General features: G+C 30.0%; 9 protein-coding genes and 1 riboswitch. Of the genes, 4 read left to right on the top strand and 5 right to left on the bottom strand.

Annotated elements, in window-relative coordinates; genetic code table 11:
- Positions 1–108: 108 nt before the first annotated feature.
- A complete protein-coding gene (locus tag GQS57_RS07200) occupies positions 109–1,701 on the bottom strand; it encodes a hypothetical protein (RefSeq protein ID WP_165731888.1) in 1,593 nt (530 codons plus the stop codon).
- An 815-nt stretch (positions 1,702–2,516) separates the two neighbouring features.
- Between GQS57_RS07200 and GQS57_RS07195 the strand changes: the two genes are divergently transcribed.
- The 4 genes from GQS57_RS07195 (at position 2,517) to GQS57_RS07180 (ending at position 8,772) form a co-directional block, all read left to right on the top strand.
- Entirely contained in the window at positions 2,517–6,506 is a 3,990-nt protein-coding gene (locus GQS57_RS07195) for a T9SS type A sorting domain-containing protein (protein ID WP_165731887.1), read from the top strand.
- Between the two features lie 18 nt (positions 6,507–6,524).
- A complete protein-coding gene (locus GQS57_RS07190; protein WP_165731886.1) occupies positions 6,525–6,692 on the top strand; it encodes a hypothetical protein in 168 nt (55 codons plus the stop codon).
- Positions 6,693–6,890: 198 nt separating this feature from the next.
- Positions 6,891–7,775, top strand: a complete 885-nt coding sequence (locus GQS57_RS07185) for a LysR family transcriptional regulator (protein ID WP_165731885.1) — start codon at positions 6,891–6,893, stop codon at positions 7,773–7,775.
- A 76-nt stretch (positions 7,776–7,851) separates the two neighbouring features.
- Entirely contained in the window at positions 7,852–8,772 is a 921-nt protein-coding gene (locus GQS57_RS07180; RefSeq protein ID WP_165731884.1) for a YeiH family protein, read from the top strand.
- Positions 8,773–8,941: 169 nt separating this feature from the next.
- Here GQS57_RS07180 and GQS57_RS07175 read toward each other — a convergent pair whose 3' ends face one another.
- The 4 genes from GQS57_RS07175 to GQS57_RS07160 form a co-directional block, all read right to left on the bottom strand.
- Positions 8,942–10,060, bottom strand: a complete 1,119-nt coding sequence (locus GQS57_RS07175; RefSeq protein ID WP_165731883.1) for a cell surface protein — start codon at positions 10,058–10,060, stop codon at positions 8,942–8,944.
- A gap of 40 nt (positions 10,061–10,100) precedes the next feature.
- Positions 10,101–11,237, bottom strand: coding sequence for a YncE family protein (locus GQS57_RS07170; protein WP_205860227.1), 1,137 nt, complete (start codon positions 11,235–11,237; stop codon positions 10,101–10,103).
- Positions 11,234–13,174 (bottom strand): TonB-dependent receptor, encoded by a 1,941-nt coding sequence (locus GQS57_RS07165; protein ID WP_205860226.1) that lies wholly within the window; start codon positions 13,172–13,174, stop codon positions 11,234–11,236. The genes GQS57_RS07170 and GQS57_RS07165 overlap by 4 nt, the downstream gene beginning before the upstream one ends.
- 169 nt (positions 13,175–13,343) lie before the next feature.
- Positions 13,344–13,531, bottom strand: a riboswitch (cobalamin riboswitch).
- Positions 13,532–14,159: 628 nt separating this feature from the next.
- The gene (locus GQS57_RS07160) at positions 14,160–14,828 is read right to left on the bottom strand and encodes a response regulator (RefSeq protein ID WP_165731881.1); all 669 of its coding nucleotides are present in this window, start codon (positions 14,826–14,828) and stop codon (positions 14,160–14,162) included.
- Positions 14,829–14,839 lie beyond the last annotated feature (11 nt).

The raw sequence follows: 14,839 nt of genomic DNA, 5'->3' as shown, positions 1-14,839 counted from the left end.
TTAGCCCCAACTATTGAACTCCTTTTCTCTATAGTTATTAGGTAGGCACTGTCACTTAAAGTGTATAACTAAAAAAATCTCAGGTTAATTAATTAACCTGAGATTTTTTTAGTTAGAAGTAGCCGTATTTTTAAAGTTTTCTATCAAATAATCTACTAACTTAAAGTCTTCTTTATTAACATTTAACTTATTTCTAATTCTATACCTTTTACTCTCTACAGATCTAACAGACGTATTTAGAAAAACACTAATTTCTTTGGTTTTAAACCCCATAAATAGATAGTAACATATAATTACTTCAGAAGAATTTAACTCGGGGTGCTCTAAAGACATTTGATTAAAAAACTCTACATTAAGATTATTTATTAAATCTAAATGATCTTCTCCTTTTACTAAAAGAACAGAAGAGCTATGAAGAATTTCTTTATGAAGATCTTTAATCTTACTTCTCTGATCATCTATATTTGTAATTGAAGAAATACTTTTTATTTCTTTCTTTAAGTCTACTATATAATTTTCTAACCCCTTAACTTTTAACTTTAACTTATCATGGTTATTTTCGATAAGAGAATATTCTTTTCTACGTTTCGTAAAATCATTTAAAATTCTTTTTAGACTCTTATATTTTACAAAAACAAAAACAGTACCCAATATTAAAAGTGTAATTAAAAACACTATCCAATTTCTATTTAAAAAATTCTTCTTAGTTTCTACTTCTAAAATCCTAGAATTTTCTAAAAAAGACTCATTAATATTAAAACTGGCATCAATGTTTTCATTTATTAAATTCTGATGAAGGTTTTTAAGAGAATCTATATAATTATTTTTTTTATGAGTATCCTTTAATTCATCATAATATGATATGTAATTTTTAAACTGATTTTCTTTATCAAAATTATTCATATATGCTCGCATAGCATCTACTTTTTTTAAATAAAAAACAGTAGAATCTAATTGCTTTCTACTCAAAAACAATTCAGAAAAAGATATGTTTAAAGTAACATCATGTATCTTATAAAGGTACTTTGTAATGGTAGTATCATTTTCTAAAGTCTCAAAATCGGCATAGTACTTTACCCTATTTGCATCATCATTTAGATCCACATAATTAAGTACAATCATAAATAAAGCATATAATTGATAAAAAGAATCCTCTTTTATCGACTTATAATAATTTAGCTTAGGCAGAATTAAATCGTTACTTTTTTGATGATTGTTATTGTATAACTCAATATATGCTTTCATTTGCATAACATCTATCAAGCCTAATTTACTATTAATAATTGTATAAAATTTCTCTGCTTTTTTAAGATAATTTAAAGCAGAGGTATCTTTTTTTACGATATATAAATTATAGAATAACTCTATACTCGACGCACCAGCTAACTCATAATTTTCTTCTAACTCCGCATATTTTAATCCAAGAATATTATAATGATAAACTTCGGCACTTCTATTTAAGTGACTACTTAAAACTGCTTTAAGATGATAATAGTCTGCCAATTTACCTTTAATATTTATATCTAAAGGACTGGGAATGGAGTCTAAAAATTTTTCTGCGAGAACAGGATAATTATCTATTCGGTTACTGGCAGAGTCTATATATTTTAAATAAATACTAGAAGGTTCTTGTGCATAAAAATTTATGCTCAGAAAAAAAACTATCAGCTTAAAAGTGTTATTACTTTTTTTTTTCATCAAAATTAAGAAGAGACTTTTATAGGTCATTAGGATAATAAACAAAAATAGTAAAGTTTCATAAACGACCATAACAATTAATGAGTTTAACCTAAAAAAAGCAAAGACAAGGAGCTCTAAAGCAGTGTTTATATGATATTAAAAAAAGAAACATTCTTCCTTTCAGCAAAGTACGTAGTTAGTGAGTAGTTTAATATAATGACTTATCTTTTAAACTTATTCATCTTTGTATTTTTAATGAAATTTTGATTTAAAAACATTAATAATTCTTTAAGTAAGACAAAAGTTCTTTTAGACAATAACTTATTAACGTAGTAGCATATCAAAACAGAATTCCTAAAGACATCATTTTAACTATTATAAAAATATATGATAAAATAAATATTGATGAGTTAGGTATTAAAATTTATAATCAAGCACAATTAACTCTATTTAATAAAAACCTACCAGTAGTTAGTAATTTTGCAATTATTGTAACAGAAGTTAGTTGGGGGACTACTTCTGGCTAATGTATTCCAACTGATCCAGAAGGGACACATTAACAATTACTGCTACTGGTTTTTTCAATTTGGGTGCTTAAAAAAACTACTATTAATAAAATTACTGGGGCAAAAAACATCCAAATTATTAATACTGCTTGTCCAGAACTAAAAGTAAAAAAGAAAATATAACTTAAATATTTTCTAATTAAACACTAACTAAAGAGCACAATAGCAAAGTGCGTAGTACATGCGTAGTTTTATCTACTCAACTCGTGCACTTCTAAATTAAAAAAAAGTAGACATTTGTATTAACATTTTTTTAACACAAAATAGAACATGAAAAATACAGTACACAAAGTATATTTTATTTTATTTTTTATTGGTTGCTTTCAGGTAAATGCACAAACAATAAACTATAAACAAGAAGCAACTAAAGAAAATAGTAATTTCTTTGAGATTGTAACTAAAACTAGAAAACAGTTTATAGAAAAAGGCAAAAACTCTAAAACTGCAGAAACTAGATTAGAAAAGAAAACCCGAAAATTATTTGAACGTTGGGCTTGGAGCTGGAAAGATAGAGTAAACTCTGACGGTACATTTCCTAAAAACCAAGTGAACAAAGAAGACTATTTAAACTTATTAGTAGACAATGCAAGTACAAAAGCAAAAACTTCTTCTACAACAAAAGCTTGGGAACAAATAGGCCCAACTGCAATAGTAAATAAAAACTATAATTTTGATTACCCAGGACCTGGTAGAGTAGATGTTGTAGCTGTAGACCCAAATAATGCTAATATTATGTATGTTGGTACACCTTCTGGTGGATTATGGAAAACTACAGATAAAGGAGTTACTTGGGCTTCAAAAACAGATCATTTATCTGGCTTAGGTGTTACCGATATTCTAATAGACACAAATAATACAAATATTATTTACATGGCAACGGGAGATAGAGACAGTAGCCACGTTAGTTCTATTGGACTGTTTAAATCTACAGATGCGGGAGAAACTTGGGTGCCAACCGGACTTACTTTTTCTTTATCTGAAAGTGAATTCATTAGAGATATAGCCTTTGCTCCTGGAACCACCTCTACTATATTTGCTTTAACAAATGCTGATATAAGAAAATCTACAGATAGTGGTGCAACTTGGTCTAATATGTTTGTTACTAGTGATGGTACTAACCAAATTACTTACACTGCCAAATACCAATCGATGGTTTTTGACCCAAATGACGCAAACAAAGTTGTAGTTTCAGATTATTGGGATGCTATTTATTATTCTACAGACGGTGGAAATAACTTTAAAGTACATCCAGCTTTTCTAGGTGGTGAAAGCGCAAAAATATTAAGAATTACTGCTTCTCCTGCAGATAACGATTATTTTTATGGAATAAATCAAGATGGTGTTTTTAGAAAATATAATTTTGATTTTAATGACACGACAGCAGATATTGCTAAATCTACTCCTGTTACAGCACTTATTAATGGCACAGCAACACCATTTGATTCTCAAAGTGGTTATATACAATGTATTGCTGTTTCACCAACAGACCCAGACAACTTAATGGTTGGTGGTGTACAAGGTTGGAAATCTACAAACAATGGAGATACTTTTTCTCCTGTTTTAAATGCGTATACTTCTGCAGCAAACTTACCTGCAGGTCAAATTCACGTACATGCAGATCATCACTTTTTATTATTTACAGATAATACTCATATTATTAATGGAAATGATGCAGGACTTAGAATGGGACTTTTCTCACCAACTTCAGATGCAGATTTCCCAGATGTTTCTAGTGGTTTAATTATTACACAATCTTATAATATTGCTATTACTCACGGCTTAAACGGTGATGATTATATGATGGCAAATCAAGATAACGATGGTTTTTCTAAAGTATTGAAAGACGGAGTTAGACAATGGGTTGCTGCTGTAGCAGGTGATGGTACAGGAACAGCAATTGACATTGAAAATCCTCTTATTAGATATTTAGGAGGAACAAACGGACAATTAAATAAAACGATTGATGGTTATGAATATGATTATGCAAGTGCAACACAAGTGTTACCATCAGATGCAACAAATGCTGCATTTATTTCTCCAATAAACGTACACCCTACTATTGCTGCAACAATTTATGCAGGACACGGAGATGTAAAAAAATCTATAGATAGAGGAGCTAATTGGACTGCACTTGGTACAGGTTTAACACATACAGAATTTTTAGATGTTTCTCTTAACAATGCTTCAGTTAGAATATTTGCCATTGGTGAAGTTGCAGAAGTTTCAACATTAAAAAGAAGTGTAGATGACGGAGCAACTTGGTCTACAATAGCAAGCCCAAGCGGAGTAACTATAAACAGTGTATATGGTGTACCTAACACAAATACAGTATATGCAACAGTTAAAAGTTATAGTGCAGGAAACAAAGTCTACAAGAGTTTAAATAACGGAACCACGTGGACAAACATAAGTGGTGATTTGCCAAATATTATTACATTTAAAATAATATTAGATCCTAACAAAACCAACGAAACTATTTATTTAGCAACGGAAATTGGTGTTTATTTTACAGATAACTCATCTACTAATTGGGCTAAATTAGGAACAGGTTTACCAAACGTAAGAATAAGCGATATTGAAATAAGTGCAAATAATGGTAACGTATATGTAGGTACTTTTGGTAGAGGTATGTGGGTGTATAATGATCAAAAATATTTTGATAATATAGATGACTCTAAATGGTTTACAACAAATAACTGGGAAGGTAAAAATTTACCTACTAATGGAGACGATGTTTTAATAAAAGCAGGCGAACAAGTAGTTTTAGATTCTGAAGGTGCAGTTGCAAACTCTGTAGAAATTGCAAATACTGGTTATTTAGATATTTATAAAAATGCTGATTTAACCATTGAAAATAATTTTGATTCTGCAAATAATGGTTTATTTGTGTATTCTGATGCAGCTGATAGTGGAACTTTAATTGTAAAAGGAAATAGCACTGGTAACATTACCTATGTAAGAGGTGGTTTATTAGCTACTCAATGGAGCCTTATTACGCCTCCTGTATCAGGACAAAAAGTAAAAGATTTTGCTTTAAATACTGCTAATGATATTAGAACAAACTCAGATTCTCCTGCTAAATATGCAATTGCAAAATATAATGATTCAAATGCAACTGGTGCTAAATGGGAATATTTTGATGTAAACGTTGGTACTGCTGTAGAATTTGATAAAGGTAATGGATACTCTATTTCTAGAGGAACTGAAGGATCACTTAATTTTAATGGTACCTTAGAAACAAATACTTTAAACGTATCTGCTGCACATGGCAAATGGGTGGCAGTTGGTAACCCTTACACAGCATATTACCCTGCTAATAAAGGTGGTTCTGGAGATTTTGTACAAGATAATATGGCTAAACTAGCTATAGATGCTCCTGCAGTTTATGTTTGGGAAAATAGCCAAGCTAAATATGTTGCTCACTCGGCAGAATCTACCACAACTAAAGTATTAGCTCCGGGTCAAGGATTTTTTATAAAAATGAAGCCGTCTGGAACTGATGAAATGGTTGTTTTTAACAACACCAAAATAGGAACTAAAACAGCTCTTACAGGAGATCATACTTTTAATAAAAGTGCTACAACAACACCTTATATTAAATTATATGTTGCTAAAGGAAACTTAAAAGTAAATACAGATGTTGTGTTTTCTGAAAACGCAACTGTAGGTTTTGATGCTAGTAAAGATATTATCAATTTTAATTCTTCAGAATTTGATTTAACAACTAAGTTGTTAGACAACTCTACAGATACAGATTATACTATTCAGGCAATTCCTAATAACAATTATGAAAACCAAACAATTTCATTAAACCTAAAAGGAAAAGCTAATGAAAAAATTACTTTTTCTGCATTAAATAGTAATTTACCAGAAGGAATGAAGGTTTTCTTAGAAGATAAAGAAACTGGTAGCTCTTATGAGTTAAGCAATACAGAAAACTACACGTTAACATTAAGTACTGATGCTAGTGGTTTTGGACGTTTTTACGTACATTTCTCTACACAAGCATTAAGTGTAATTTCTAATGATGTAACGAAAATTCAGATTTATAATCAGAATAATTTCTTACAAATAAAAGGAGCAAACACTAGAGCTTTAAAAATTGATTTATTTGATATTAATGGTAAAGTTATATTAAATCAAAACCAATCTACAGACAAATACAGTCCTATTAATTTAAATGGTTTTTCTAAAGGAGTGTACCTAGTAAAAGTTACTACCGACGGAAAATCTGTTTCTAAAAAAATAATTATAGACTAACCTCTCAATAATAAACTCATGAATATTAAAAGTGAAAATAAAATAGATAGAAAAGAAGCTTTAAAAAAGATAGGGAAATATGGCAAGTATGCAGCTTTAACAGCTCTAGGTACTTACCTGATTTTAAGTCCTCAAAAAGCACAAGCCTCATCAGCAGCTCCAGAAGATCTTGGAGTAGGATTTTAACACATTCTTAAAACTCGATACTATTTCTAGTATCGAGTTTTTTATTTTAATTCAAACCCAAAAATGAATTTACAGCTTGCAAACTTGTAAAAACTACAATAAAATTATACATCAAAATAAGATTACACGTACCTTTAGGCTATCAATAAAATAATAGATTCATTTTATTTATAATTCTATTTTATACCTAAACAGTTAATGCATACAAAACTTCTTATTTTTAAAACCGTTGCAACCTATTTAAGTTTTACAAAAGCTGCTGAGCAATTATTTATATCGCAGCCTGCTATTTCTAAGTCTATTAGAAATTTAGAAGAAGCCTATAAAACTACCTTGTTTTTAAGAAAAAGAAACTCCATAGAATTAACTAATGAAGGGAAGGCATTTTTAATCTACACCAATAAAATTTTAGAAATTTATGCAGAAATGGAAAATCAATTTTTGCATAAAAATGAAAACCATCCAGATTTAATAAATTTTGGTGTGAGTACCACTTTGGCAAATTATATTATGCCAAAAGTAATTGCAAAATTTAGAACACAATTCCCTAATACTAAGTTTGAAATAACTGCAGGAAATTCTGACGATATTGAAGAACTTATTTTAAACCAGACACTAAATTTCGGAATTATAGAAGGTAAAAACACCAATCGTAAACTACAATTTAGTAAGTTCATGAAAGATGAAATTGTTTTAGTTACAAATGCTAAAAACAACACTTTTAAGAAAGGAATTATTAGTTTAGAAGTCTTACAAGAAATTCCGTTTATTATGCGAGAACTAGGTTCTGGAACCAAAGAAATAGTTGTAGAACATTTAAACAAACACCACATTAAAAAACTAAATACTGTGGTAACACTAAACAGTACAGAGGCTATTAAAAATTACCTTTTAAATTCTGATAATTTTGCTTTTATTTCTATTCATGCTATTTCTGAAGAACTAACAAATAACAAGCTTAAAATAATTGACGTAAAAGACTTATCTATTGAGAGATGGTTTTATTTTGTTTCTAGAACAGGGTATCAATCTAACCTAATGAGTTACTTTGAAAAATACACTTTAAACAACTATAACTTTTAGTTATCTTAAACAATAAATTAGTTTGCTAAATAGTTATTCTTAGTCCCTAGTTTTGTATCGATAAATAAATCTCGATATGAAAACGACATTCCCTAAAATTATCTTTTTCTTAATTATAGTTTTTGCACTATTTAGCCCAATGAATAGCCCAACGGCTTTATTACTTGGTTTTGTATTTGCCATCATTTTTAAAAACCCTTTTAAATCTAAAAGCTATAAAGCCATTCATATTCTTTTAAAAGTAGCAGTAGTAGGTTTGGGGTTTGGAATGCTTCTTAAAGAAACATTAGCTACAAGTAAGCAAGCATTCAGTCTTACCTTTTTCTCTATTTTTTTAACAGTAAGTATGGGGTTACTACTTACAAAACTATTAAAGTTAGATAAAAAATTAGGTCATTTAATTACCTCCGGAACTTCTATTTGTGGCGGAAGTGCAATTGCAGCCATTTCTCCAGTCATTAAAGCAAATAGCAAAACGATAAGTGTTGCTTTAGGTCTTGTTTTTTTATTAAACTCTATAGCCTTGTTTGTTTTCCCTGCAATAGGACATTTTTTGCAGTTATCTCAAGAACAATTTGGAATGTGGTGTGCTATTGCCATACACGACACTAGTTCTGTTGTAGGTGCTGCTTTAAGTTATGGAGATGAAGCGCTAAGAATTGCTACAACTGTAAAACTATCTCGAACACTTTGGATAATTCCTTTAGCTATTTTATCTATGTTTATATTTAAAACAAAAGGAGAGAAAATTTCAATTCCTTATTTTATTTTACTTTTTGTAGTCGCTATTTTTATAAATAGTTATCATTTAATTCCGACAGTAATTACCTCTGAAATTGTTTTTTACTCTAAAAGAACCTTGGTTGTAACCTTGTTTCTTGTAGGTTCTACAATTTCTATAAAAGACCTAAAATCAACAGGAATAAAACCGATTGTATTAGCTGTAAGCTTGTGGATATTTATCTCTATTTTTTCACTAATATACATCACACATTAAAAGTGATAAAATAAAAAAAGATTGTCTAAAAAGATATTTTTTGTCAATCTGAATTTATTTCAGATTCTTATGAAGATTGAACTTCAATAAGTTGAAATACTGAAACGAGTTCAGTATGACAAGATTTAATCTTTTTTAGACAACCTCTTTATTTAGTAAAATATACTATTTAATCATTTAACATGTTTAAATCTGCTATTCCTGTTACTTCTGTAGAAAGCTCACCTAACCACCCCATATTTGCTAGGATTCCTGTTTGAACTTTAATAAAATCGATTCCTGTTAAATTTACAGTATTTCCATCCTTATCTATTGCATCCGAAATATCTAATTTATCGCCTCCTGGAGTATTATCTGCATAACCATATTCAAAAGCGTTACTTTTAATCCAGCTAGGATTACTCATGTCAATATTATCATCTGTTAAAAGAGTCCCTGTAATTGTATAAGAATCTTCTGTAATAAATTCTGGATAAAATTTTGTTGATATCACACCATTATCCCCTTCACTATCTATCCAAGTTACAACTTCTGAATCTTCGTTAGGTCTAGAATAAGTTACACTATAATTTTTTATAGTCCCTTCGAAAGCATCTGCACTACCTTTAATTTCATACCAAGTATCATCTGCAATTCCATTTGCATTTTCATCTTGCATTACCCAAACAACACCGGGTTCTGCAAAACCAGAAAATGCATTTCCATACATCATTATATCAGCAGCATCTTCTGTATTTATAACGGTATGATCAAAAGTATAAGAAACAGCACCTCCCCATGCTCCTAAAGTAACCATTCCTTTTTTACCTTCTAGAGTTTTAGCTCCTTCTTCTGTACCTATTGAAGTATTAATTTTTTGCCCTGGAGCAGGTAAATAATCAATTAAAGTAGTAACATACAAATTACTTTCTTCTGTAATAGGACGAATTACAGCTGCTACTGAAATAACATATTCATGTGTAAATTCTCCTGCATCATTAGACGCAGTGTAAGACAAAACATAATCTCCAGAAGTTTCTGGAACAAAATCATAGGTAGATAAAGTAGAAACAATACTGTCTCCTAAATACCATTCTTCTAAATATTCTGTTTCATTAATTTTTGTAGCAGAAAAATTAATTGTTTCTCCCATTAACATTTCTACACTATTACTTTCTTCTGATAATTCAATTTCTGGTAAAACACTATAAAGGTCTAGTTCTGATGTACAAGATGTTGCCATTATTGCTAAAAAGCAAGGAATAATAAACGCTACACGTAGTTTTAAAGTTTGGATAATTTTCTTCATGTTTTTAATTTAAAATTTGATATTTGGGTTATAATTATTACTAGTTAAATACTACTTTGTTAGGAATATCTCCTGTTTCTACAGACCACTTAAAAGCACCTTCAGATGAAAAACAATACAATGTTCCTGGTGTTACATAATCTTTAGCGTCTGTAATTAGAATGTCTTTCGTTTCTGGATTTATCGTAATTCCATAAGGAATTTTTATAAGATCTTTGTCTTCATCGGAAATAAAAGAATCTGTAAGTATGGTTTCTGTTTTTGTATCTAACCTGTTATAAGAAATGGTGTTTTCTCCTGTTACATAACTAAATTCTGTACTGTAGATATACATAATATCATCAAAAATGGTCATATTACTAACAGCCAAATCAAACGATTCTGTCACCTCATCTATCTCAGTATCTATCACAAAAAGTTTAGAAGGCGTTTCATAATAATCTCCTCTAGAAGAAACATAAATATCTCCTTCACTATCAATTTGCATACGATGAAGATTGATTTCTACCTCTATTCGTTTTGTTTCTTCGAAACTTACAATATCAACCACAGAAACCGTAGATTCATAATTTGGCGGACTATAACCTCCTGAATTTGCCACATAAATTTTATCATTATGTATTACCAATTCTTCGGGCTGCCTACCTACATTAACAGAACGCGTAACACTAAGACTTGTAGTATCAATTTCCATAATTTTTCCGTTTGCAGCGTCCGGATCCCCAATAACACCTAAGTAAGTTGTTAAATACGCTTTTCCGTTGTAAAACTTTATGTACCTGCAATTATCAACATTTATTTGTTTAATTTTTTTTCGAGTATTTACATCTAAAACTTCTACTTTATTAGACGCATTTACAACCACATATAATTTAGAACCATAAATTCCCATATCATTTCCAACATCACCCAAACCACCAACTTCTTCTGGATTTGCTGTTCTAAAAACTTCTTTTTCGTAAATTCCAGTTTCAAAATCCATATAATCTAAAGCTGCTTTATTCATAGACATGTTTCCTTCATTCAATAAATAAAACCCTTTTAAATCAGCTATAGGTTCTGTAGGAATTTCTGGAGTTATGGAGTCATCAAAATTCTCATTGCTGCTACATGCATTGAAAAAAAACACAACAGCTAAAGCTGATGCAATCTGTACACTTAATCTTCTTTTGTTCATAATAAAAAATTTAAAGTAAAACGATAGGATCTCCCTGGCATTGGGAAGTTTTTTACTACCGCATATTGTTGATTAAATACATTGTTTACTGCTACTAAAACTTTTAATTTCTTTTGATTAAACAAAAGTGTTTTACCTAAACTTAAATCATGTGTAAACCACGGATCTAAATAATTAGAACTGATGTTTGCCTTTTGGCTATATCTCTCTCCTGTATAAATAAAACTGTAATTAAATTCTATTTTTCGGTAATCTATCATAGCACTGATACTACCGCTATGAACAGGTATATACGGAATTTGATCTCCGTAATTACTCGCGCCAGCAGTAACGTCTATAGATTCTTGGTACGTATAACTTAAGTTTGTAGTGTATTTAAATTTCTCACCTAGACTCCCACTCGATTTTATATTTGTTTCTATTCCGGTTGTTTCTACTTTGCCTAAATTAAACATAGACCAACGGAATAAATTAGCGCCAGGAATCGCAACAATTTTGTTTTCTATCCAAATTTTATACACATCTGTTTGTACATCAAATGCTGTTTTTTTAAAGTCCGTTTGATAAGAAAACCCCAAATTTACCTGAGTAGCATCTTCCGGGTCTAAAAAAGTATTTCCGATAAACGTATAATACAAATCATTAAAAGTGGGTTGTCTAAAAATCTCCTTATAAAAACTTCTTATCCTAAATTTATTAGATTCAAAAGGTTGCCAATTCAGCATAATTGTAGGTGAATATTTTTGTAAATCTTCTGCAGCTTCATAATACAGAACCGTTTCATCTACGGTTGTACTTAATAAACTTGCTTGAATGTGGATTTTATCAAAATTAAAATCAGCAGCTAAAGCTGATAAAAGCGTGATTCTTTTAGGATATGAAAATCTGTACAAATTCGCATCCATCGTATTCTTTTGTAAGTCTGTTGCCAAGGATAATTTCCAAAAAGGTAAAACCTGAAACGTATTTACCATCGATAGATAATATTCTTCTTGTGTATATCTATTATCTAGCTCACCATCCACTTTTATAATTTCTGGATCTACGTAACGAGAATAATTATGCGCATACTTACCTCTTAACACAAAAAAATAAGAGTCGTTTACATGCTTTGTATATGCACCTTGTAGAAAATTATTTTGATCCCATAAACGTTGCGGACGCTTAAAACGATTGGCAACGATAGCTCCTGGCAATCCACGTTCAGAATCATAGTGATATAATTTCACGTTCCAATTATTCTTAATTCCATTCGAACCATGTAAAGACGCTTCTGCCCTAAAAGATTCGATATCGGCATTATTACGTGTTGCTATTGTATCATAACTTCCGTTTGTATATCTAAACTTATACTTTCCGTTGGCATTGAGATATTCTGTACTAAGGCGAGCACTTAAATGCTCATTAATTTTGAAATCTAAGTTTACAGAAGGATTAACCAGTCCAAAAGAACCCGTTTTTAAACTGACGTTGGTATTGCTATTTTTCCCTTCAGAAAATTGAGGAGTTTTAGACTTTAAATAAATACTATTGGAAGAAGCATACGATTTAGCAGATTGATCTAAATCTGAACGCTGTCCTTGATACAATGAAACAGCTTCCATGTTTTGCACAGAATATTTACCTAAATCTATTTGTCCGTTTTGTGCGTTTCCAAGCTGAACACCATCATAAAAAACTCCGGTATGTTGTGAGCCCATTCCTCTCACATTTATGGTTTTTATTCCTCCAATTCCGCCATAATCTTTTAATTGAACTCCGCTAAAAAAACGAATAGCATCTGCAACACTAGCATTACTTAAACGACTTAAAGTTTTCCCCGTTAAAGTCTGAACAGTAACTGGAGAAAAATGTATTTTAAGCTTCTCTTTATTCGTTATTAAAAAGATTTCCTTAAGCTGAACTGCTTTTGTAGAATCTATTTTTTGGGCATGCAAAAAACTTGAATTAAAAAATCCAATGCTCAATAAAATAACCCCAAAAGAATGTAAAAAAGAATTCCTCATACTTGAATTTCACGTACGAGGATAGAATAAGAGAAGTACTACGTATCTAAAATAATAGATAGGCAGATTCCTAATTCTAGCTTCAATCCTCGAAAGCTTAATGAATTATTAAAAAAATGGCAGGTCTTCTGACTTACTCCTTCCACCCGGTCTTCCCATTCTTTCGAAAAGTGACTATTCGGATTTCAATTTTAGAGCTTACAGCTGCGGGACAGTTCTAGGTTTACACTAGATTCCCATTTTAATATCAAGTTTTTAAACTTGATAACCATTCTTAGTTAAAAAATAAAGTACAAATTTATCTACTTTTCAGGAATAAACAACACGCTTTTATTGTTTATTTCTAAACAACCTCACTATTCCTTAAAACCTAAAAAAAGCACAAATAATTTGAATAAAAAGCATCAATAATGCTACTTTGTTGAAGTAAAAAAAATGACTAATTAGAAAGGCAGAAAATACCCTTTAGAGAATAAAATACTTAAATATAAACTATGATAAAGATCAATAGTTTCAAAATTTAAAAGCCGTATAAATATCTTATAGAAAAAAAACAACTCCAAATAAAATAACTTAATGACTGAAAACACTGTCCCCCAACAATATTAAAATACTCAAAAATTATAATAAATGAAGCTGTAATAAACTCATATATAAAATGGTATCTAAAAAACCACTGTACTTTTCTTTCAATTTATTTTTTGGTTTTCTAAAAAAATAAAAATCTTTAGAGAAACCTGATTACTACTTTTAAAACAAGGTTTCTAAAAAAAGCCTCACGGATTTCCGTAAGGCTCTCAATTAGAACTCTTTCCTTTTCAATAGTTTCTTTTCTAAATACTATTCAAATATATTCCAATAAAACATATAAATTTTACGGGTTTCCGTAAATAGCAGTTTTATATTAAAAAAAGAATTACACTAACCCAAAATCTTTAGCAATAGCAACCAAATGCGTTGGATTACTTGCATTAAAATGTTCCTTTAAAAATTTTAACCTTTTTTCTATAGCACTTATACTAGAGGGAAAACACCCTTTTTTTCTCAGGCTTTTACTTATTTCTTCTTGCAGTGATCCCATAGAAAGTGATGCTATTAAAAAAATATCAAAATCAGTAATCTCTAGAGCTTGCTTTGGATGAACCGTAGTATTTAATTCTGGCGAAATATAAAACTGATTTGTAGTATAAATTCTATGCATAGCATTCCTTAATTCTTTTAATCCGTTTCTATTCTTCCAAACATAGCCATCTATCTTTAGATTCTTATACAAGTGCTGAATTTTATAAGGCTTATCTTCAACAGAGAAAACAATAATCTTTAAATCTGAAAATTCTTTCCTAATTTTATGTATTAACTCTTCTCCTGACTTTAATTCTTGCGGAGTTCCATCATTTTTAAAAGACAAATCAGAAATAATGAGATGGTAAGGAGCATTGTTTAAATAAGCGTTTTTAATTTTAAAATACGCATCATCACAATACGAAACAAAATCTATATCTTTTATTCCTATTTCCTCTAAAGCTATTTTAATTCCGCTATTAATAACATCTAGATCTTCTGCGACCAAAACCTTTTGAAACATTTTTTACTTTT

This window comes from Polaribacter sp. 20A6 (assembly GCF_011378915.1).
GTDB lineage: Bacteria > Bacteroidota > Bacteroidia > Flavobacteriales > Flavobacteriaceae > Polaribacter > Polaribacter sejongensis.
This window is presented reverse-complemented; position numbering and strand designations above follow the sequence as displayed.

Bases quoted from the DNA above. Each gene is read 5' to 3' on its own strand.
- GQS57_RS07195 (WP_165731887.1), top strand. From the start codon at position 2,517: ATGAAAAATACAGTACACAAAGTATATTTTATTTTATTTTTTATTGGT.
- GQS57_RS07190 (WP_165731886.1), top strand. From the start codon at position 6,525: ATGAATATTAAAAGTGAAAATAAAATAGATAGAAAAGAAGCTTTAAAA.
- GQS57_RS07185 (WP_165731885.1), top strand. From the start codon at position 6,891: ATGCATACAAAACTTCTTATTTTTAAAACCGTTGCAACCTATTTAAGT.
- GQS57_RS07180 (WP_165731884.1), top strand. From the start codon at position 7,852: ATGAAAACGACATTCCCTAAAATTATCTTTTTCTTAATTATAGTTTTT.
- GQS57_RS07175 (WP_165731883.1), bottom strand. From the start codon at position 10,060: ATGAAGAAAATTATCCAAACTTTAAAACTACGTGTAGCGTTTATTATT.
- GQS57_RS07170 (WP_205860227.1), bottom strand. From the start codon at position 11,237: ATGAACAAAAGAAGATTAAGTGTACAGATTGCATCAGCTTTAGCTGTT.
- GQS57_RS07160 (WP_165731881.1), bottom strand. From the start codon at position 14,828: ATGTTTCAAAAGGTTTTGGTCGCAGAAGATCTAGATGTTATTAATAGC.